The sequence below is a fragment of the Pseudomonas sp. LBUM1676 genome (genome assembly GCF_059695605.1).
The window spans coordinates 4255642-4275382 of sequence record NZ_CP166777.1 but is presented as its reverse complement, the minus strand read 5'-3'; the positions used below and the strand labels follow the sequence as shown (position 1 = coordinate 4275382).

Sequence of the window (19741 nt, the reverse complement as noted above, 5' to 3'; positions counted from 1 at the left end):
TCCGCTTTTGGCCGAATGCTGCCCTTCGTGACAGGCAGCGATCGGCCATTTAAAGACAGTCATTGCATCGCGGATGACAACCTACAAACGTTGTCGCCAAGTCACCGCAGTTTGCCGCAGGCCTGCAAAACCTAACTCAGCACTTCAGGCTCTGGGTCACCTCAGCGGCGGTTTGTTGCCATACTGCTGCCAGTTCACTGCAGCAAATCACGGCGGGCCCGACGATTATGGTCAGGGTCGGGTGGTGGGAAAGCAATAGCCAGCCAAGCAGACTGGCGTACACCTTCTGGTAATAGCTGATCGACACCGGAAAGCGGGGCGCTAATGGTAATTGGGGGCCCATGTTCATAGTAAAAAGCTTCGCGGGACCTAAGTCAGCCGCGCGAGCAATTGAAGGGTTTTACTCAATGCCATCTCCGCCCGGTCCAGCCCACTCACGCCCTGCTCCAGCAGTTTCGCGGTGGGAATCTCCAGACTCAAAGGAATGTTAGCCGGCAGACACCGCAACAGCCCTGGCAGATCACAATCGCCATCGCCTGGAAAACGCCGTTCATTACGCGCCTGCCGTAAGATCTCGGCCATGTCTGCAGGCCTGGGACCCGCTACGTCACACAACTGCGCGTACCGCAACCGCGAGGGGGCAACCCTGGCCAGATCTTCCAGCCGTGACCCAGAGCGATCGAAGTGAAACGCGTCGACCAGCACTGCTGCGTTTTCACGTTCGGCCTTTTCAACGATGCGCACGGCTTGCTGCAGATCACGCGCGTCGGTCCAGGGCATGAACTCCAAGTGCGGATGCAGTCCGTAGGGCGCTGACAGATCACATAGCCGGGCAAAGTTTTCTGTCAGCCGCTCCTCGTCAGGATCGTTACCAGCCACCAGCAACTCACTGGCACCGAATTCGGCTCCCACTGCCAGCACCCGCTCGAAATCATCAACAACGGTGTCCGGTTTAAGCCGAAGGATTTCAATGTCCAAGACACGAATGCCGGTATCGCGCAGACGTGCCAGGGTTTGGCGCCGCAGATCGGCATCGGCCACCAACGCAAAATGGTGTTCCTCTGGCGTCGCCGGCACCAGGCGCAAGCCGACATGACTGTAACCGGCCCGCGCCGCAACTTCGACCATGTCCGGCGGTGACAACTCCAGCACAGTCAGACTGGCCAGGGAAAAAATTCGTACACTCATGGTCAACCCTCGATCAATGCGGGTGCGCAGGCGCGCCCGGTTTCAGCGGCTTGGCGAATCGCTTCGACCAGCGCCAGGGTACGGGCTGCATCGGCGGCACTGACCAGCGGTTCGACCTCTCCACGCGCAACGCGCACGAAGTGCTGCAACTGCAAGCGCAGCGCTTGATCGACACTGCAAGGCTCGTCAGTCGGCACCAAGGGTTGATGCCATCCACCGTCCGCTTGCGTGTAGTGCCAGCGTTTGAGCTGCGGGATGCTCAGCGCTCCCGCAGTGCCCGCAAGCAAATAGCACGGTTGGTCGGCTTGGCGTGGATATACCGGGTTCTCCCCGGTACCCAGCTCCCAGCTCCAGGGTGCCGCCACCGCATCGGACCCGGTCAGACTGCCCAGCGCACCGTTTTCGAATTGCAGCAGCACGGCCGCGCAATCCTCGTTGGCAAACCCACGCACGGCGTTACTGGTGATGGCCTGCACCTGGCGAACTTCGCCGCACAGATGCCTGAGCACATCGAGATCATGGATCAGGTTAGTCAACAACATGCCCGCACCGGGCTCGCGGCGCCAGGCTGTCTCGAAATAACTATCGGGTTTGCGCAATTGCCAGAGCGCGGTCACGGTGCTCAACCGCCCCAACGCGCCGCTGTGGACAAGTTCATGGGCGCGCACGATCAAGGGATTGTGGCGTCGATGATGGCCGACCAACACCGCAACGCCGCTCGACTTCGAGGCAGTCACCAGCTCACGGGCCTCATCCAGGTGCACGCCCACCGGCTTTTCCAGCAACACCGGGACGCCGGCAGCCAGGCAATCGAGCGCGGTGCTGACGTGCAGCGCATTCGGGTTGGCGACAATGACGGCAGCAGGCTTTGCCTGCACCAGCATCTGACGATGATCGGCGAAATATTCCACACCCCACTCCTTCGCGAGACCCGGTGCTTGGGGGCCGGGGTCGGCCACTGCACACAAGGTCGCTTCAGTCAGGTTTTTCAGATGCTGGTAATGCTGCTGGCCCATGGTGCCAGCACCGATAAGGGCTATTCGAAGGGGCAAACTCATGCAGCGGTCCTCTTGTGGTTGTTGTTGGAAGTTGAATTTCAACAATTTAGAACCTGATTCCAGTTTCTTACACAAGCGTGCTTTGAAAGTGTTCGAACAGCGCACAACTTTGAGAGGGCCAACGCCTATCAAATGTGTGTGGGACTTGCTCGCGAATGCGGTGGGTCATTCAACTTAAATGTCGACTGACACGCCCTCTTCGCGAGCAAGCCCGGTTCCACGAGGGATTTTCGTAGGCCTTAGGGAAACAACTCCGACGCCAGACTCGCGGCCGACAACTCATCGGTAAACGCCAACAGCAACGGCGCCAATTCATGCAGCCGCGCCCCTTGTATCCGTGCACTCGGTCCGGCGATGCTGAGCACGCCGATTACCCGGCCATCACCTGGATGACGCACCACCGCGGCAATCGCCGAAGTGCCTACAGCCGAACTTTCCTCGACACAGGCGTAGCCCTGATCCCGTGCCAAGCGCAAGCGCTCTAGGAATTCAATGTTGGATCTTGGGGCATTCGGGCCTAGCTCCAGCGGCCGGTCCGCCGCTTGGCGTTCCACCAACGACAAGGCGTCGGCATCGCTCATGCACGCCAGCCAGGCGTGACCGGAGGCGGTGTAGAACAGCGGTGCATCTCGACCCATGTCCGGGTCATAGCGCAGCCCCGAACGAGCCCCCTGGGACTTGGCTATCCAGGTCTGGCGCTCGCCTTCGATGACCCCCAGGCGTACCAGTTCGCCGGTTTCCTGAGCCAGCCGATCGAGCACCGGTTGGGCGATATCGGCGCCGCTGTTCGACAGATACCGGTAACCCATCGCCACCAGCCTGGTCGACAACTGATAACGCAAATTGTCCGGGTTTTGCCGCACATAGCCGAGCCTGATCAGCTCGGCGAGTAACCGGTGTGTGGCACTTTTTGGGATGCCCAGTTGCTCCGCCAGCACCTGCATCGGCAGGCCCCGAGGGTCGCTGGAGAGACTTTCAAGCGCACTGAAAACACGTTCGATCTGACTGCCCGCCATGAAGATATCCACGCAAAATTTTCTCGATTCTAGAGACATCATAAAAAATGCGAAATCTGGAACTGTCTGTCCGATAACCGCCCATTTTGCGCATCAGCGACTTGCCGCCCCGTTCCGGCTTAATATATTTTTCGGAATCCAATTCCAATAAATAAGCGTCGGAGCTCAAACCATGCGTGTCCAACCGTACTGCCTCCCCGACATCGACTGCGATGTGCTGATCGTCGGTTCCGGTGCAGCCGGCCTGGCAACGGCCGTGACGGCGGCATGGCATGGCCTGAAAGTGATAGTGGTGGAAAAAGACCCGGTTTTCGGCGGCGCCACAGCTTGGTCCGGTGGCTGGGCGTGGGTACCGTGCAATCCCTTGGCCCGACGGGCCGGCATCGTTGAAGACGTTGAACAACCGCGCACTTACTTAGAACATGAACTGGGCGATCGGTATGACCCGGCGATGATCGATGCCTTCCTTGAGGCCGCACCGCGCATGGTGGCGTTCTTCGAACAACACACCTCGCTGCAATTCGCCGACGGCAACGCGATTGCCGACATTCATGGGGACACGCCGGGGGCCGGTACCGGCGGGCGTTCGGTGATCGCCGCGCCCTATGACGCGCGCAACGTCGGCAAGCTGCTCAAGCGCCTGCGCAAAACCATGCGCGAAACAGCCTTCATGGGCATGCCGATCATGGCGGGCGCAGACCTTACCGCGTTTCTCAACCTGACCCGCTCTTGGTCGGCGGCCTGGCACGTTACACGGCGTTTCACTCGCCATTTGCTAGACCTCGCCGTGCATGGTCGGGCGATGCAACTGGTCAACGGCGTGGCGCTGGTAGCGCGCCTGGCGAAATCCGCCGACGATCTTGGCGTGCTGCTGTGGGAATCGGCACCGGTTACCGAGTTGTTGCGCGAGAACAATCAGGTTCAGGGCGCTGTGGTTCGCACCGCCAAAGGTTCGATTCGCATCAAGGCTCGCAGGGCGGTGGTGCTCGCGGCCGGCGGTTTCGCCAATGACATCGAACGGCGCAAGGCCCTGTTCCCCCGCACACCGACCGGACACGAACACTTGGCACTGCCGCCCCTCGGCGTGTCTGGCGATGGCCTGCGGCTGGGCGAGAGCGCTGGCGCCCGAGTCGACACCCAGCAGGTGTCGCCTGTGGCCTGGGCACCGGTTTCACGAGTGCCACACCGCGATGGCAGCAGCGGCCATTTTCCGCACATCATCGAGCGCGGCAAGCCGGGGATCATCGGTGTGCTTAGCAACGGTCAGCGCTTCGTCAACGAAGCCAATGGCTACTACGACTATGTGACGGCCATGGTCGCCTGCTCCCCGCCCGGCGAAGCAGTGGCCTCTTGGCTAATCTGCAGTCATGGCTTTCAGCGACGTTATGGCTTGGGTATTTCTCGGCCGTTTCCGGTACCGCTGTCATCCTTCATCCGCAGCGGTTATCTGAAAAGCGGCAAGACCCTGGAGGAATTGGCACTGGCCTGCGGCATCGACCCAGTTGGCTTGCGCACCACCATGTCGGACTACAACCGCCACGCGCGCAATGGCCAGGACCCGCAGTTCGGCCGAGGCTCGACGCCCTACAACCGCAAACAGGGTGATGCGCTGCAGCACCCCAACCCCTGCGTCGCGCCTATTGAACAAGGGCCGTTCTATGCCGTGAAAGTCGAACCGGGTTGTTTCGGCACCTTCGCCGGGCTCAAGGTCAATCAACACGCCCAGGTCCTCGACGACTCGGGCCGGGCCATCACCGGCCTGTATGCGGCGGGAGGTGACATGGCCAGCATCATGGGCGGCCACTACCCCGCTGGCGGTATCAACCTGGGGCCGGCGCTGACTTTCGGCTACATCGCCGCGCGCCATATCGCCGGCATCACTACTTATGAATAGGAGATCGACCATGACGCACATCGTTAATGCCCAGGGTTTGAACATGCCCAAGCTCGGCCTCGGCACCTGGCCGATGCTCGGTGAAGAGTGCACACGAGCCGTGGAACAGGCCTTGGCGCGGGGATATCGACACATCGATACCGCTGCGGCCTACAACAATGAGGACGCTGTCGGTCAGGCGCTGGTGAATAGCCCGACACCCCGCGAAGATGTCCATGTCACCAGCAAAGTCTGGTGGGACCAACTGCAACCCGACGCCATGCGCCATTCCATGGACCGCAGCCTCAAGTCTTTGCGCAGCGATTACGTCGACCTCTTCATGATCCATTGGCCCAGCAACGATTGGGACTTGCCGAGTACGATCGAAACCCTGGTGTCATTCAAGGAACAGGGGCTGGCGCGCAATATCGGCGTGGCGAATTTCCCGCTGCGTCTGCTGCGAACGGTAGTCGAGGAATTGGGCGCGCCACTGTCAGCCATTCAGGTCGAGTACCACGTGCTGCTTGGCCAAAACGCGCTGCTGGACTACGCCCGTCAACGCGATCTGGCACTGACGGCCTATTCGCCGCTAGCACGCAACAAGGTGTCGGATGTTCCGGTTATCCAGCACATCGCCGCCAAACATGGGGTACTGCCGACCCAAGTCGCACTCAAATGGCTGTTGGATCAATCGAATGTGGCTGCTATACCCAAGGCCAGCAGCGAGGCCAACCAATTGGCCAATCTGGCAGCGTTCACTGTCAACCTGGATGATCAGGATCGCGCGCTGATCGCCGGCCTGTCCAAGCGAGAGCGTCTAGTCAGTCCGGACTTTGCGCCGGTGTGGGACGCGTTCAATCGATAACCGCGAAAGAGCCACTCTTGATGGGGACAGCCATAAAACTGACTGTGGTCTTACCAGACCTGACACGTTTCACCCATCCGACAGCGAATACTCGTTCGACACTGCTTCGACTCCTTCGAGAAAGCCCTAGAATAGTAAACGTCATCGACGGCGTCACAAGCTGACTGGAAGCTCACCCACCAACGGTGGTTCTCAAGATCATTGCATAGCCGTTTATTTGCTAGAAAAAATCAGCAACCACGAGCGTTTTTTCCGTCGCAAAAGTTGACTCGTATATTGCTTCATGTGGGGCTCCACGAGCCAACCAAGCGCTAGCGTTATAGACACGTGCCTTGCTGAAAAACGATAGGTGCATCTCGTCTCCGCGCTCAAACAGTTTGAATTGCTGCTCCTCCATTTCGGCGAAAAGGTCGTCGAATAGCTCTGGGTCTCTTTTTGAGAGTGCGACAACTATATCGGCCCTGTTTAGGCCAGCTTCATTTGCTGCCCACAAGACGATACGAGTTGCCACATCCATTTTTTTGCTTGGGATGCTCGCGTCCAATGCATGTTGGACATCTGGGTAGCTGGACGCCAAGCGTGAAGGCATTGCCTTGCTAGGTGTATTTTTCATTGCAGACTCCCGATAATTTTTCTTGATCACTTCGCATACGCTCATCTACCCCGGCGATTTTTTCTGCCTTGGAAAAGCTCATGTCGACCGGCTGATTTCCGTCGTCTGCCTGACCGGCAAGAACTCTTGCGGCGATGTAACCGAAGGTCATTCCAGGACCGAGCGTGATGCCGCCGCTTGGGTAATGGCCGTTCATGATGCTGTTCATGTCATTGCCTACGGCAAATAGCCCCGGGATCGGCGCGCCGTGTTCGTCTAATGCGCGGGCACAGGCATCGGTGTTCAGACCGGCGAAGGTGCCGAGGCTGCCGGGCACCAGCTTCACCGCGTAGAACGGCCCTCTGCGCAGACTGCCGAGGGACGGGTTTGGCCCATGTAAAACTTCCCCCTGTGCTCTGTTGTACAACGATTCACCACGCTGGAATAGTGGGTCGTGACCGAGTTCCGCGCCAAGGTTGAAAGCGCTAACGGTCTCTTCGAGCTGCTGCGCATCGATGCCACATTGGCGTGCCAGTTCGACCAACGTCGGGGCCTTGAACAGATAGCTCTCGCGTACATACCTGGCAGTCGGAAACGGAAAGGGTTTGGACCAGCCCAGGCCATAGCGACGTTGGGTGCGGTGATATCGCAGATCAGCCAGGACACTGGGGATTCTCCAGGTTCCGTGGCCTCAAACAGCGCGCACATGAAGTCGTGGTAGGAGTCGGCCTCGTTGACAAAGCGTTGACCATTTTGGCGCACGGCGATGAATCCGGGTTTGGCTCGTTCCATCAGGTGCGGAAAACCGCTGAAACCGCCATCTTCACGCGGCACTCGGGACACCGGTGCCCACGCGGCGGCATGGGTCAAGTCGGATGCCACGCATGCCCCGACGCTTTCGCCAAGGCGCAAGCCATCGCCGGTATTGCCTTTGGGCGCTGCGCTCAAATGTTCGGTGCCATTGGGGGCATGCCGGAACAGGCGGGCGATGCGCTGCTGGTCGTGGGGGAAACCACCGCAAGCGAGCACCACGCCTCGTCGAGCGCGGATCTCGATCAGGCGCCCGGCAGATTCGACACGAGCTCCGAGCACGCGCTCACCGTCACGCAGCAGTTCGCGTACGGGCGTGTCGGTCAGCAGGCGAACTTTACGATCCAGCGCGCTTTTCAGCAGGCGGGCAACCAGTGCGTTGCCGTTCACCAGGTGCAGGCCCCGGCCATGAAACAGCAGGTCGCGGGCGTGGCGCAACAGGCGCTTGCCGGCGTAGAGCAATGAGGACGGCGACTGGCGGGCGTTGAGAAAATGATTGAGGTCGGCACCGCCGGCGATGCCCATTCCCGCGAGGCTGATCACGTCGAGCGGGCGTCGGAGTTTGTTGATCCAAGGGCCCAGGCGACGACCGTCAAATGGTTGCGCACAGACCGAGCGGCCACCTTTTACATGGCCTTCGCTGGCGTGAAAATCAGGCATTTTGCTGCCGGAGAAAAACTGCACCTCGGTATGGCGTTGAAAAAAGTCGATCATCGTCGGTCCTTGTTCGAGGAACGTTTCTACGCGCGGGTCGAGCACTTCGCCGCGTAGTTCATGACGCAGGTAAATCCTCGACTGTTCCAGGTCTTCAACGATACCGTCGGCGATGGCCAATGGGTTGCGCGGAATCCACAGCCAACCGCCCGACCAGGCGCTGGTGCCGCCTAGCTGCGGCTCCTTCTCCACAACGATGACGTCGAGGTTCAGTTGTGCAGCAGTCACCGCCGCTGCCAGGCCAGAGGCACCAGAGCCGACGACCAGAACATCACAAAGCAGGGGATCGCTGATGTACATAAGAATTACCACGAGAGGGAATGAGGTTGGCCGCTCCCGATCAGAAGCAGCGCAACGCGGCGAAAAGGTTATTTGAGCGGGAAAAAGTCGGTCGGACGCAGCAGTCGTGAATCCAGCGTCACCACGGCGTCCAGTTCCTTGTTCTGCCGCGCGAAGTCCTGCCAGCGTGGATCGGCCGCCATGGCATTGCGGCGTGTCATGCGGTCGTCAAGGCTGGCGTAGCCCCAGATGTGCACCACTTGATTGACTTCACCCATTTCGGTGGTGAAGAAGCCGACCAGGTTGCCCAAGTATTCTTGCTGCACGGCCAATGCGGCGCTTTTGTACAGGGCCAGCCAGTCGCCGAGCTTGGTTGGTTTAATCGTGTAGGTGCGCAGTTCGTAGTACATGGTCTTCTCCAGTGCTGGATGGTTGTGCAGTGCTGTGGTCGAGCCGGCGAGCGATATCGCTGGCGGCGAGGTAACCGAAAGTGATGCCTGGGCCAAGGGTGATTCCGGGACCAGGGTAAGTACCGTCCATGATTGAATTCATTTCATTGCCAGCAGCGTAGAGGCCGGGGATCGGCGCTCCGCTGCGATTCAGCACGTTGGCCTGGCCATTGGTGACCAGGCCACGGGCTGAACCGAGATCGCCGGTAAATAAACGCACCGCGTAGAACGGCGCCTTGCTCAGGGGTTTCAGGCATGGATTGGGTTGACGCAGTGGATCACCCATGTAGCGGTTGTAGGCCGTACTTCCCTTGCCGAACTGTTGGTCGACGCCTCGTTCGGCATCGTCGTTGTATTGCGCCAGGGTTTGCTCCAGAGAATGCGCATCCAGGACGGCCATGCGCGCCAGTTCGGCGAGGCTGTCGGCACGCAACAGATAACCGGCGTCGATCAGTGCGCTGTTGTCGACGGGTCGCGGACGCGCCAAACCCATGCCGTAGTTGTTCAGTGCTTCGCTGTCACAGATCAGCCAGCAGGGAGCATTGGCGCCGCCTTCGGCGAACATGGCTTCGACGAAACAGTGATAGGAATTGGATTCATTTACGAAACGCCGCCCGGCACGGTTGACCGCGATGACACCGGGTTTAGCGCGGTCGGTGACCAGATGCGGAAAGCGTTCCACGCTGCCGTCGGTCTTGTGCAGCACCGAAACCGGGGCCCAGAAGAAATTCGCCGACAGGTTGTCGCCAATTGCCGCGTCGACCGAGCCGGCCAAGCGTTGCCCATCACCGACGTTGGCAGGCGGTGACATGCTCCAATGCTCCGAATCAGTGGAAGGCCGCTGTTCTGCGGCTTGTGCCCCGGCGGCAAAACCACCCATGGCCAGCACCACACCGCCACGAGCGAACACGGAACGGGGCACTCCGCCCATGGAAATCTGCACACCTTTGACCGAGCCCTGCTCGACGATCAGCACCTCGGCCGTCGCTTGCAGCCATAGATCGACGCCGTTGGCCATAGCGCTGGTGGCCAGGCGCGCGATCAAGGCATTGCCCACGGTCAGGCGGGTGCCGCGTGGGTGGCTGAGGCGGTCGACGGCGTAGCGTCCGATCAGTTTAAGGCAGTGCCAGAGGGATTTCGGCGAACGCTTGAAGCTGAGGAAGTGCTGGATGTCGACACGATTGACCATCATGCCGCCGAAAAGCAGCATGCCATCCGGGGGGCGCTTGAGGTCTTTGAAATGCTCGCCGAGGCGACGACCGTCGTACTCGTCGATTTCTAGCGCTCGACCTGTTTGCGTGCCACCCGGCAAGTCCGGGTAGTAGTCGGGCGACAACGGTCGCAGGCTGTACTTGAGTTCGCTGTGGGTTTCCAGGTACCGCAGGGCTTCGCGACCTTGCTCGATGAAGGCATCAATCAATTGCGGGTTGTAGCCGTTACCGATCACCTCTTTCAGGTAAATGCGCATCTGTTCGGCGGGCAGGTGATGCCCGGCAGCACGGGCCTGGTCGGTATCGTGCAGCCACACCGCACCACCGGAAATCGCCGACGTACCGCCGAAGGCCTCGGTCTTTTCCACCAATAGAACTTTAAGGCCGCGGCAACTGGCAGTCACCGCTGCAGCGAAACCGGCTGCGCCGCTGCCCAGGACGATCACATCATAAGTCAGCTCGGCATTGGCAGAATGCAGGAAAGTCGTAGTGTTCATTGTTATCGCCTGTCAAGGACGCGCCGGAGGGTCAGATCTCCAGCGGCGTCACACCCATGAAGTGACCGAGGTTACCCAACTGCGCCAACGCCATTTCCGGCCCGGTCTGAATCGGGCAGCCCAGTCTTCGGGCCAAGGCGAGAAAAGGTGTCACCGCGGGTGATGTCACGACATCGGCCACCAGGGTTTTAGCGTTAAGGGTTTGCATCAGCGCGGTCGGCAACGGCATCGGGCCGTCATCACTGGTTGCACTCATGCCGACTGGCGAGGCGTTGACGACAAGGTCGAAGTGATTAAGTGAGTCCGGTGCTGCGCTGATCGCAATTTCCGGGAAAGCTTTGCGCAGAAGGTCGCCGAGCACCTCGACGCGCTCGTGGCTGATGTCGCTGATGGCCAAGTGGCTGACCCCGGCCTGGCACAACGAATACGCAATCGCGCTGCCGACGCCGCCGGTGCCGATCACCAGAACCTGTTTGTCCTCGGGGCTGAAACCGTGTTTGCGCGTAGCGTTGAGAAACCCCTCGCCGTCAACGATATCGCCCACCAGTCGACCGTCGGCTTCGCGGCGTATCACATTGACCGAGCGTAGCGCCGCCGAGCGTTCACTGACGCTATCCAGGCAGGTGGCCAACAGTTGTTTGTAAGGGACGGTGACCACACATCCGCGCAAGTTTTGCCAGCCGCGCAGGGTCTGAACGAAGTCATCCAGGGCGGTCTGTGCAAGGTCAATGGCGAGCATGGAGACGTCCTGCTGGTGGTCGGCGAACCAGCGATTGAAATTCTCCGGCGATTTCACCTGGGTTACAGGCGAGCCGACGATGGCGACTAGTTCAGTGGAACCCTGAATCATGGGAGGTACCCGCTTATTGGCTTTGTTGTAAGGCCGATACTGCAAGCGGTGAACGCGGCGAACAATCGAGCTTGTGCATGATTCGGTTGATAATCGCATCGCCAGTGCGATAATCGCAGTCTATGTGCGATAAAGAGTCCAAGTGATGAAGCAACCTACGATCCACCCGCGGGATTTGATCGTCGGCCTGCAAAAAGGCTTGGCGCTGTTGCAGTTGTTTTCCCAGGAGCATCCGCGCCTGAGCGTACCGGAAGTGGCGCGAATGGCCGATATGACCCAGAGCGCCGCCCGGCGTTTTCTGCTGACCCTGGTGCATGACGACTTTGCGCAGACCGACGGCCGCCATTACTGGCTGACCGCCAAGACCTTGCGTATCGGCCAGGCTTATGTCGATTCCGCGGTGCTGCCGCGCATGCTGAGGCCCATCGTCGAACAGGTGGCACGAACCACCCAGGAGCATGTATCGGTAGGTGTTCGCGACGGTGATGACATTGTGCATGTGGTGCGTAGTCGCTATAGCCACATCACCTCGATGTCGATCCGCCCTGGTTCACGAGTGCCGATGTATTGCACCGGCAGCGGACGGTTGTGGTTGGCGAGTTTTTCGCAGGAGGCGCTTTCCGCATACTTCAAACGCAACCCGCCCCGGGCCATTACGCCTTATACGCTCACCGACGAAGCACTGATCTGCCGCGAAATCGTCTTGGCGGGCGAGCGTGGTTACGTGATGGTGGATCAGGAATATGAAGTAGGCATGCGGGTGTTGAGCGTGCCTCTGATTGATTGGAAAGGGCAATTACAGGCAACGCTGACGCTGACTACTCACGCATCGCGCATGACTGTTGAGGACATGCGCGAGCGGTATCTGTCGGCGCTGTACGAAGGGCAGGCGCTGCTGCGGCCGATCATGACGCGTTGAATCTCAAGGGCTGGTGGTCAGGCTTGCGTGGGAGACTCACTGAGGCGGTTCAGCGGCGCTTTTAGATGTGGCAGCCATTTACTATTGGCGGAAATCACTCCGAGCAATTAAATGGTGAAAGTCCGCTTTTGGCCGATTCTGTTGAAAAAATCGGCCGTGTTTTCTAAAGCAGAAAAGTACGCGTCGGAGATTGAAATCCTGAATGTCCGCAGAGCCTTTCAGGCTGGGATTTCACGTAGAGGCGTGCTGAAGAGGCGCTTTCACCTATCCAATCCCACCGCATTCTGAAAAACCGACTTTTCAACAGAATCGGCCGATTTCTGCCTTTCACAAAGGGCTGAAAACGACCCGGAGTGGACGGATCGGCCCTGACGTGGACCGGTCCGTCGATGGCGGTTAGAAACACCAGTCCTCAGCGTTTACGACACGACAGAATGGACCCGCGAGGGTCGCATTGTGATGAGCGACAATTTCTTCGGCCTTCAGCGCAGAGGTGTCCGTGCAGGTATGACCATCGGCGATCAGCACCGCATCGAAACCATGGTCTCGTGCGGCGCGGCAGGTGCTGTCGACACAGTATTGGGTCTTCATTCCGGCAATGACCACACCCTGAGCACCACAAGCCCGCAGCTGATCGGCCAGAACTGTCTTGGTGAAGGCGTTGGGTCGACTTTTTTCGAAAATCACTTCGTCGCCCTGCAGCACCAGGTCCTGCACCAGCTGCGTCAACGGGCTTCCAGGCTCGATTGGCGAACCAGGTGGACCAATATGGCGGGCGAGAAAAATGGGGGCGCCCGCACTTCGGGCTTTATTCAACAGATTGTTCAACGTGTCTACCAGAGCTTCGCCAGCCCATGGCGTATCCGCGCCATGAAACAATCCAACCTGCATATCGAGAATCAACAGTGCATACATAGTGCTTTTCCTTGCGTTTTTAGCCAGCGACACAAGGGCAAAAGAAAAGGCCCTGTCCATCACTGGCGGGCCTTTGAAGTTCGTGCGTTATCGGCTCACGACACCTCTCACGACCCGCCTTTGGCGGTCGTGGTAGTCGTGGTCAAGGTAATTGGTAGTTGATTCATAGGGCTGACAGTAGCTGCGCGGTACTGGGTTGGCAAGTCAGCGCTACGAGCGTGAAGACTGATCGTAGTATCGATCGTTGTTCGCTTTTGGCCGATTGCTACCTCTCGCGATGCGCCGCACCCCGAAGCTGATATTCAACAAATTCTCAGCAGTGTGCAGAAGCAGGGCTCCACTTATTGTGGCCACTGTTCAAGGAGTATCGAAACAAACTTTTCCGCTGCCGGGGAAAGAGAAGCGCCTCGTCGATAGACCAGCCCTCCGGATGACTGCTACCACATCGAGTCCAGGTCCCGTGCGGCGCGGCAGGTAATTTGCTCAGGAGCTTTCGCGGGAAGGCTCGGCATCCTCGATAATCCCGGTCTGCTCGGGCATGCCGCGCGGGTTCGGCGCAGGGAAGGGGCACGTTGGGTGCCCCTTTATTGCTGAAGGATGAATCAACGCACCAGACAAGGTTGCTTGTTGTTGAAGCTCCAGCCTGGAATCAAAAACTGCATCGCGACACTGTCGTCCCGAGCGCCGAGCCCCATGCCTTTGTACACTTCGTGCGCCATGGCCACGGCGTCCATGTCGATCTCTACGCCCAGGCCATGTCTGGTCGGAACCTTGATGTAGCCGCCTTCAATTTTCAGCGGTTCCTTGGTCAGGCGCTGGCCGTCCTGCCAGATCCAATGCGTGTCTATTGCAGTGATCTCTCCCGGTGCGGCGGCTGCTACCTGGGTGAACATGGCCAGGGAAATATCGAAGTGGTTGTTGGAGTGCGAACCCCAGGTCAGGCCCCATTCGTGACACATCTGGGCAACACGGACCGAGCCCTGCATCGTCCAGAAGTGCGGGTCGGCGAGCGGGATGTCGACCGATTGCAGCTGGATGGCGTGGCCCATTTCGCGCCAGTCGGTCGCGATCATGTTGGTCGCGGTTTTCAGCCCGGTGGCGCGGCGGAATTCAGCCATGACTTCGCGGCCGGAGTATCCGTTTTCCGCACCGCACGGGTCTTCGGCGTAGGCGAGGACGTGATGCTGATCGCGGCACAAGCGGATGGCTTCTTTAAGCGACCAGGCACCATTCGGGTCGAGGGTGATTCGCGCATCAGGGAAGCGTTCAGCCAACGCGGTGACCGCTTCGATTTCCTCATCGCCGCTCAACACACCGCCCTTGAGCTTGAAGTCGTTGAAGCCATACTTTGCCTTGGCTGCCTCAGCCAGACGCACGACCGCTTCGGCCGTCATGGCTTTCTCATGACGTACCCGGAACCAGTCGTCTTCAGCGTCGGGCTCGTTACGGTAAGCCAGATCAGTGACATTGCGGTCGCCGATGTAGAACAGGTAGCCGAGCATTTTCACCGCATCGCGTTGCTGCCCTTCACCCAGCAATGCAGCCACCGGAACCTCGAGGAATTGACCCAGCAGATCGAGCAGCGCGGCTTCCATCGCGGTCACCGCATGAATCGTGATCCGCAGGTCAAAGGTTTGCAGGCCGCGACCAGCCGCATCACGGGAGGCAAAGGTGGTGCGCATCTGATTGAGGATGCGTTGGTATTGGCCGATGGGCTGGCCGATCACCAGGCCGCGAGCGTCTTCGAGCGTCTCCCGGATGCGTTCACCGCCCGGTACTTCGCCCACGCCGGTGTTGCCGGCACTGTCCTTGAGAATGACGATGTTGCGGGTGAAGAACGGCCCGTGAGCGCCGCTCAGGTTCAGCAACATGCTGTCGTGGCCCGCTACGGGCACCACTTGAAAACTGGTAACGACAGGCGACTTGGTGGTGTTGGCACTATGTTCAGCGTTCATGGCAAGTTCCTACAAATAAGGTCGTTCAGCGAGCGATGGGGTCAGTGGGATTTGCTGACTGTCGCACCTGTTGGAGCGGCGTTCGGCGGCGTCAGCAGGGGCGAGGCTTTTGGCGAAGTCTTGGCAAAGAACACCAGTATCGCGGCGAGCACCGAGGTGCCGGCCAGGCCATAGAGGCCACCCTGGATCGACCCGGTTGTCTGTTCCAGGAATCCGAAAGTCGTCGGCGCCACGAAACCACCCAGGTTGCCGATCGAGTTGATCAGTGCAATGACGGCGGCAGCGATTCGGGCATCCAGGTAGCCCTGAGGAATTGGCCAGAACAGCGAAGAGGCGGACTTGAAGCCGATCGCCGCGAAGCAGATGGCGACAAAGGCAAAGATCGGCCCACCGGTGGTGGACAGGAACATGCCGGCCGCTGCAATCAACAGAGCCGTTGCGACCCAGGCTTGCTGGAATTTGAACTTGCCGGACAGCGCAGCGAAGGTGTACATGGCGATGATCGAGATCAGCCAGGGAATCGAATTGAAAAACCCTACCTGCACATCGCTCAGGTCACCCATCTTCTTGATGATGCTGGGCAGCCAGAAGGTGGCTGCATAAATCGTCAACTGGATGCAGAAGTACAGCGCGCAAAACAGCAGGATTTGACGATCTCTGAGGAGCTTGCCAATGGTCGGTTTGACGGTGGTCAGGGCTTCACGCTCACGTTGTTCCTGATCGATAGCGCCGACAAGTGCATCTTGCTCTTCGCGAGTCATCCACTTTGCGTCGTGGGGTTTGGAGTCAAGCCAGAACCAGACAAAACCGCCAATAACGACAGAGGCCAGGCCTTCGATGGCAAACATCCATTGCCAGCCGTGAAAGCCAAATCCTTCGATCTGCAAAAGGACACCCGACAGCGGGCCTGAAATCAGCGATGCAACGGCGGAACCACTGAGGAAAATGGCAATGGCCTTACCGCGCTCCACCCCAGGCAACCAACGGGTGAAGTAGTAGATCACGCCAGGGAAGAAGCCGGCTTCGGCAACACCCAACAGAAAGCGCAAGATGTAGAAATGGGTTTCGTTCTGGATGAACGCCATCATCGTGGCGACGATGCCCCAGGTGAACATGATGCGGGTCAGCCAGATACGGGCACCGACTTTTTGCAGCAGCATGTTGGAAGGCACTTCGAAGAGCGCGTAGCCGATGAAGAAGAGGCCTGCACCCAGTCCATAGGCGGCAGCGCCGATACCGAGGTCATGTTCCATGTGCGTGCGCACGAAACCGATGTTGACCCGGTCGATGTAGTTGAGGATGAACATGATCACGAAAAGCGGGAGTACATGTCTCTTCACTTTGCTCACGGCGCGCGCGAGAACCGAATCATCTTCTGGCACGACAGATGCGTTGCTTGAATTGTTCACAATTCAAATCTCCCACTGATTATTTTTATGCGGGTTTGAGCGTGACGCCGGCGGCCAGGCCGCCGGTTGCAGCTGTCGGATTACTGGGCGCCGAGCTTCTTGATCAGGGCGTCCAGTTCTTCCATTTCATTGGGCAGCAGGTCGGTCAGTGGTGCGCGCACCGGGCCGGCATCGTGGCCAACTAGCTCGGTCAACGGAAAAGACAGGAGGCCTTCAGAAAGGATGGCCTTGAGTTCTTGAGGATTCATGTGGTTCGCCTGCATCGCTGGTTTTTGTTGAGATGGCTTGTGTGCGTCATGTTGATAGACATCATACAAGTGCGGTTTCTGGTTCGCAATGCAGTGGTCTGCGTTTTGTTTTCATAATAAGAGTGATCAGATGAAGGTGTTGGTTATTTGGCCTCGTGTTTATTGGGTTTTAAGGCAGTGTGGAGAGTGGGTTTTTTACGGTTTGATGGGTCGATCGAGGAGAGGGGTATCGTTTCATTTGAGGCTTATAGATGTGTTGTCATACAAGATGGGGCCGAATTACGATTCGGCACAGCGGAGTGCATCGGCATTTCGCCAGGGAGTCTCTGGCGGGTGTTAAGCTCTCTGAAGCAAAATTCTGTGGACTCAAACCTATGCAAATTGAAAGCGGAACCCCTGTCCGTAGACGATCCAACAATCTGGCTCAGGGCGTGGTTGAAGCACTGACCCAACGCATTTTGCTCGGACAATTGAAGCCAGGCGAAAAACTGCCTTCGGAATCCACCATCGTTCTCGAACATGGCGTGAGCCGTACCGTTGTCCGGGAGGCTATCTCCAAGCTGCAAGCTTCGGGTCTGGTGGAAACACGACACGGAATCGGGACCTTTGTGTTGGAGCAGCAATCGCAGCCAGGGCTGCGCCTCCACGTGGATACGGTGGCCAGTGTCAGAAGCATGCTGGAACTGAGATTGGGGCTGGAGGTGCAGGCTGTTGCGCTGGCCGCTGTTCGCCGAACTGACGATCAGCTCGCTCGCATGCGCCAGGCCTTGAGTGATTACCAGGCTTCGCTGGCCAACAACGACAGTTGCGTCGAGGAGGACAAGCGCTTTCACCAGTTGATTGCCGAGGCTACCGGCAATACATTTTTCACGGAAATCATGCAGCACTTGGGCAATGCCATGATTCCTCGTACCCAGTTGAAGATCGACGAACGTGGAGGCGCCGACTTTTCGCAATTGGGGCATCTGGCGAACCTGGAGCATGAAGCGATTTTCAACGCTATCAAGCGCCAAGACCCCGACGCAGCACGGGCTGCGATGGTGCTGCACCTGACAAATAGCCGGGATCGGTTTTCGGGAAGTTGAATGGTTGCCGTGGCAGCCATTACAGATGTCGTCACTGACCGCTTGCAAGTGATCGGCGTAACGTGCACAGGGGTGATGTCAGCCGCACCCTCGCACCGTCCGGTCAGGCGGAGCGAGTTGCGCGATGTGGCTATTGCAAATCACCCTTAGTACGTCTGACAATGCGAGTCATTATCACTCGCGAATTATTCCATCGTCATGTCCGCCAACGATTTATCCCTGCGTAGCGCCGTCAATGATCTGTATTGCGACCATCACGGTTGGCTCAATGGCTGGCTACGCAAGCGTCTGGGCAATGCTTTCGATGCGGCAGACCTGGCGCAGGACACCTTCGTGCGGGTCATCAAGGCGCGAAACGCGCTAGAGATTCGCGAGCCGCGACCTTACCTGTCGATGATCGCCAAGGGCTTGCTGATCGATCTGTTTCGCCGACGCTCGTTGGAACAGTCTTATCTGGAAGCCTTGGCCGCCATGCCCGAATGGCAACAGCCTTCGTTGGAAGAACAGGCGATCCTGTTGCAAGCCCTGATGGAAATCGACCGCCTGCTGCAAGGATTGGGGGCGAAGGTCAAGCAGACGTTCATCCTGTCCCAGTTCGACGGTCTGACCTACCCGCAGATTGCCGAACGCTTGAATATCAGTACCCGCACGGTCAACAACTACATGGCCAAGGCCATGGAGCATTGCTGTCTGATGCAGATTCAGTTGCAACTGGCATGAGCCTTTCGCCCGCTGAGTCAAAGGCGATTGGCGTCGCCGCCCGGTGGTACGCCCGGCTTCGGTCGGGTGTTGCCACCGATTCGGATCGGGCAGCCTGGAACGACTGGCTGGCTGCCGATCCGGCCCATCGCCAAGCCTGGCAACGTATGGTCGACGTCGGCGAGCAGATGGCAAGTGTGCCGGGCGCCCTGGCGTCGCCAGCGTTGCGCGGCGCTGATCGATCCCGGCGTCAGGTGTTGCGCAGTGTGTTGCTACTCGCCTCAGCCGGTTCGCTGGGCTGGTTGGGCTGGCGCAGTGAAACCTCCCAGAACCTGTTTGCCGATTTTCGCACCGCAGTGGGTGAGCGCCGTGAGTTTCGGTTGGCGGATGGCAGCTCGTTGCTGCTGAACACCGATACGTCGGTCAACCTTCGTTTCGACGGTCGTCAACGAGTACTCGAACTGTTGCGGGGCGAGATACGGGTGACGACCGCTGTCGATCCCTTGCAGCGGCCGTTCAAGGTGCTCACCCGTCGTGCAGAGGTGCTGGCGCTCGGGACGCGTTTTATCGTCCGGTCCCATGAGCAGGGCGGTGGGGTGGCGGTGCTCGAGAAGGCGGTAGAGGTCCGTTCGGCTGGCGGTGGCTCGACGGTGCGCGTGGAGGCCGGCCAGTCCCTGGACTTCGATGGCCGCTCATTGGGGGGTATACGGCGCAATGATGCTTCGGTCGGTGCCTGGCAGCAGGGCAGCATCATTGCCATCAATCGGCCCTTGGCCGAGTTGCTGGCCGACCTTTCGCGTTATCGCACAGGCGTGCTGCGCTGTGATCCGCGGATTGCCCAACTGAAGGTGTCCGGCGCTTTTCCCATTGATGACACTGACCTGGCGCTGGCTGCGCTGGAGAGTGGGTTCTCGCTGCGGATCACCCGGTACAGCCGATATTGGGTCGACGTGTCGAGCGCTGGTTTGAACTGAATGTGGGGCTTGCTCGCGAGAGCGCAAGAACAGCCTGCATCGACATCGGCGACCACTGCGTCATCGCCATCAGGCGCGCTCCCACGGTGAACGGAAAATAATCTTCCTGCCTTTGCACTTTTCATGCGCATCGTT

Annotated in this window: 16 protein-coding genes and 2 pseudogenes; 6 read left to right on the top strand and 12 right to left on the bottom strand. The window is 59.0% G+C overall.

Annotated elements, in window-relative coordinates; all coding sequences use genetic code 11:
• Positions 1-369 precede the first annotated feature (369 nt).
• The 3 genes from ACA041_RS19855 to ACA041_RS19845 form a co-directional block, all read right to left on the bottom strand.
• Positions 370-1188 carry a sugar phosphate isomerase/epimerase family protein gene (locus ACA041_RS19855; protein ID WP_497436260.1) on the bottom strand — a complete coding sequence of 273 codons (819 nt, stop codon included), beginning with the start codon at positions 1186-1188 and terminating at the stop codon, positions 370-372.
• 2 nt (positions 1189-1190) lie between these two features.
• A complete protein-coding gene (locus tag ACA041_RS19850) occupies positions 1191-2246 on the bottom strand; it encodes a Gfo/Idh/MocA family protein (protein WP_497436258.1) in 1056 nt (351 codons plus the stop codon).
• A gap of 239 nt (positions 2247-2485) precedes the next feature.
• On the bottom strand, positions 2486-3262 hold the full coding sequence (locus ACA041_RS19845; RefSeq protein WP_497436254.1) for an IclR family transcriptional regulator: 777 nt from the start codon (positions 3260-3262) through the stop codon (positions 2486-2488).
• 172 nt (positions 3263-3434) lie between these two features.
• Here ACA041_RS19845 and ACA041_RS19840 point away from each other — a divergent pair, with 172 nt between their 5' ends.
• Positions 3435-5156, top strand: coding sequence for an FAD-dependent oxidoreductase (locus tag ACA041_RS19840; RefSeq protein ID WP_497436247.1), 1722 nt, complete (start codon positions 3435-3437; stop codon positions 5154-5156).
• A gap of 10 nt (positions 5157-5166) precedes the next feature.
• The gene (locus ACA041_RS19835) at positions 5167-6000 is read left to right on the top strand and encodes an aldo/keto reductase (protein WP_497436242.1); all 834 of its coding nucleotides are present in this window, start codon (positions 5167-5169) and stop codon (positions 5998-6000) included.
• 220 nt (positions 6001-6220) lie between these two features.
• Here the strand turns inward: ACA041_RS19835 and ACA041_RS19830 are convergent, their stop codons facing one another.
• The 5 genes and pseudogenes from ACA041_RS19830 to ACA041_RS19810 form a co-directional block, all read right to left on the bottom strand.
• Positions 6221-6613, bottom strand: coding sequence for a hypothetical protein (locus ACA041_RS19830; protein ID WP_497436238.1), 393 nt, complete (start codon positions 6611-6613; stop codon positions 6221-6223).
• Positions 6597-8416 (bottom strand): annotated as a pseudogene (locus ACA041_RS19825) (FAD-dependent oxidoreductase). The gene ACA041_RS19830 and the pseudogene ACA041_RS19825 overlap by 17 nt, the downstream one beginning before the upstream one ends.
• A 68-nt stretch (positions 8417-8484) precedes the next feature.
• Entirely contained in the window at positions 8485-8805 is a 321-nt protein-coding gene (locus ACA041_RS19820) for an NIPSNAP family protein (protein ID WP_497436234.1), read from the bottom strand.
• Positions 8774-10552 carry an FAD-dependent oxidoreductase gene (locus ACA041_RS19815; protein ID WP_497436228.1) on the bottom strand — a complete coding sequence of 593 codons (1779 nt, stop codon included), beginning with the start codon at positions 10550-10552 and terminating at the stop codon, positions 8774-8776. Before ACA041_RS19815 ends, ACA041_RS19820 begins: the two co-directional genes overlap by 32 nt.
• Positions 10553-10583: 31 nt before the next feature.
• Entirely contained in the window at positions 10584-11402 is an 819-nt protein-coding gene (locus ACA041_RS19810) for a shikimate dehydrogenase family protein (RefSeq protein ID WP_497436223.1), read from the bottom strand.
• A 145-nt stretch (positions 11403-11547) separates the two neighbouring features.
• On the opposite strand from ACA041_RS19810, the gene ACA041_RS19805 reads away from it, so the two are divergent.
• A complete protein-coding gene (locus ACA041_RS19805; protein WP_497436219.1) occupies positions 11548-12321 on the top strand; it encodes an IclR family transcriptional regulator domain-containing protein in 774 nt (257 codons plus the stop codon).
• Between the two features lie 396 nt (positions 12322-12717).
• Here the strand turns inward: ACA041_RS19805 and ACA041_RS19800 are convergent, their stop codons facing one another.
• The 4 genes and pseudogenes from ACA041_RS19800 to ACA041_RS19785 form a co-directional block, all read right to left on the bottom strand.
• Positions 12718-13236, bottom strand: coding sequence for a cysteine hydrolase family protein (locus ACA041_RS19800; protein ID WP_497436214.1), 519 nt, complete (start codon positions 13234-13236; stop codon positions 12718-12720).
• Positions 13237-13838: 602 nt separating this feature from the next.
• Entirely contained in the window at positions 13839-15191 is a 1353-nt protein-coding gene (gene gudD / locus ACA041_RS19795) for a glucarate dehydratase (RefSeq protein WP_497436208.1), read from the bottom strand.
• Between the two features lie 41 nt (positions 15192-15232).
• Positions 15233-16600, bottom strand: a complete 1368-nt coding sequence (locus ACA041_RS19790) for an MFS transporter (protein WP_497436203.1) — start codon at positions 16598-16600, stop codon at positions 15233-15235.
• An 80-nt stretch (positions 16601-16680) separates the two neighbouring features.
• Positions 16681-16785, bottom strand: a pseudogene (locus ACA041_RS19785) (5-dehydro-4-deoxyglucarate dehydratase); the annotation flags it as partial.
• 437 nt (positions 16786-17222) lie between these two features.
• On the opposite strand from ACA041_RS19785, the gene ACA041_RS19780 reads away from it, so the two are divergent.
• The 3 genes from ACA041_RS19780 to ACA041_RS19770 all read left to right on the top strand — a co-directional run bounded on the left by ACA041_RS19780 (position 17223) and on the right by ACA041_RS19770 (position 19606).
• Positions 17223-17933, top strand: coding sequence for a FadR/GntR family transcriptional regulator (locus tag ACA041_RS19780; protein WP_497436200.1), 711 nt, complete (start codon positions 17223-17225; stop codon positions 17931-17933).
• A 198-nt stretch (positions 17934-18131) separates the two neighbouring features.
• Complete coding sequence (locus ACA041_RS19775) at positions 18132-18653, top strand: sigma-70 family RNA polymerase sigma factor (RefSeq protein ID WP_497436196.1); 522 nt, start codon at positions 18132-18134, stop codon at positions 18651-18653.
• Positions 18650-19606 carry a FecR domain-containing protein gene (locus ACA041_RS19770; protein WP_497436192.1) on the top strand — a complete coding sequence of 319 codons (957 nt, stop codon included), beginning with the start codon at positions 18650-18652 and terminating at the stop codon, positions 19604-19606. The genes ACA041_RS19775 and ACA041_RS19770 overlap by 4 nt, the downstream gene beginning before the upstream one ends.
• Positions 19607-19741 lie beyond the last annotated feature (135 nt).

Bases quoted from the DNA above. Each gene is read 5' to 3' on its own strand.
- ACA041_RS19845 (WP_497436254.1), bottom strand. From the start codon at position 3,262: ATGGCGGGCAGTCAGATCGAACGTGTTTTCAGTGCGCTTGAAAGTCTC.
- ACA041_RS19815 (WP_497436228.1), bottom strand. From the start codon at position 10,552: ATGAACACTACGACTTTCCTGCATTCTGCCAATGCCGAGCTGACTTAT.
- ACA041_RS19855 (WP_497436260.1), bottom strand. From the start codon at position 1,188: ATGAGTGTACGAATTTTTTCCCTGGCCAGTCTGACTGTGCTGGAGTTG.
- ACA041_RS19830 (WP_497436238.1), bottom strand. From the start codon at position 6,613: ATGAAAAATACACCTAGCAAGGCAATGCCTTCACGCTTGGCGTCCAGC.
- ACA041_RS19850 (WP_497436258.1), bottom strand. From the start codon at position 2,246: ATGAGTTTGCCCCTTCGAATAGCCCTTATCGGTGCTGGCACCATGGGC.
- ACA041_RS19835 (WP_497436242.1), top strand. From the start codon at position 5,167: ATGACGCACATCGTTAATGCCCAGGGTTTGAACATGCCCAAGCTCGGC.
- ACA041_RS19805 (WP_497436219.1), top strand. From the start codon at position 11,548: ATGAAGCAACCTACGATCCACCCGCGGGATTTGATCGTCGGCCTGCAA.
- ACA041_RS19840 (WP_497436247.1), top strand. From the start codon at position 3,435: ATGCGTGTCCAACCGTACTGCCTCCCCGACATCGACTGCGATGTGCTG.
- ACA041_RS19810 (WP_497436223.1), bottom strand. From the start codon at position 11,402: ATGATTCAGGGTTCCACTGAACTAGTCGCCATCGTCGGCTCGCCTGTA.
- ACA041_RS19770 (WP_497436192.1), top strand. From the start codon at position 18,650: ATGAGCCTTTCGCCCGCTGAGTCAAAGGCGATTGGCGTCGCCGCCCGG.
- ACA041_RS19780 (WP_497436200.1), top strand. From the start codon at position 17,223: ATGCAAATTGAAAGCGGAACCCCTGTCCGTAGACGATCCAACAATCTG.
- gudD (WP_497436208.1), bottom strand. From the start codon at position 15,191: ATGAACGCTGAACATAGTGCCAACACCACCAAGTCGCCTGTCGTTACC.
- ACA041_RS19800 (WP_497436214.1), bottom strand. From the start codon at position 13,236: ATGTATGCACTGTTGATTCTCGATATGCAGGTTGGATTGTTTCATGGC.
- ACA041_RS19820 (WP_497436234.1), bottom strand. From the start codon at position 8,805: ATGTACTACGAACTGCGCACCTACACGATTAAACCAACCAAGCTCGGC.
- ACA041_RS19775 (WP_497436196.1), top strand. From the start codon at position 18,132: ATGTCCGCCAACGATTTATCCCTGCGTAGCGCCGTCAATGATCTGTAT.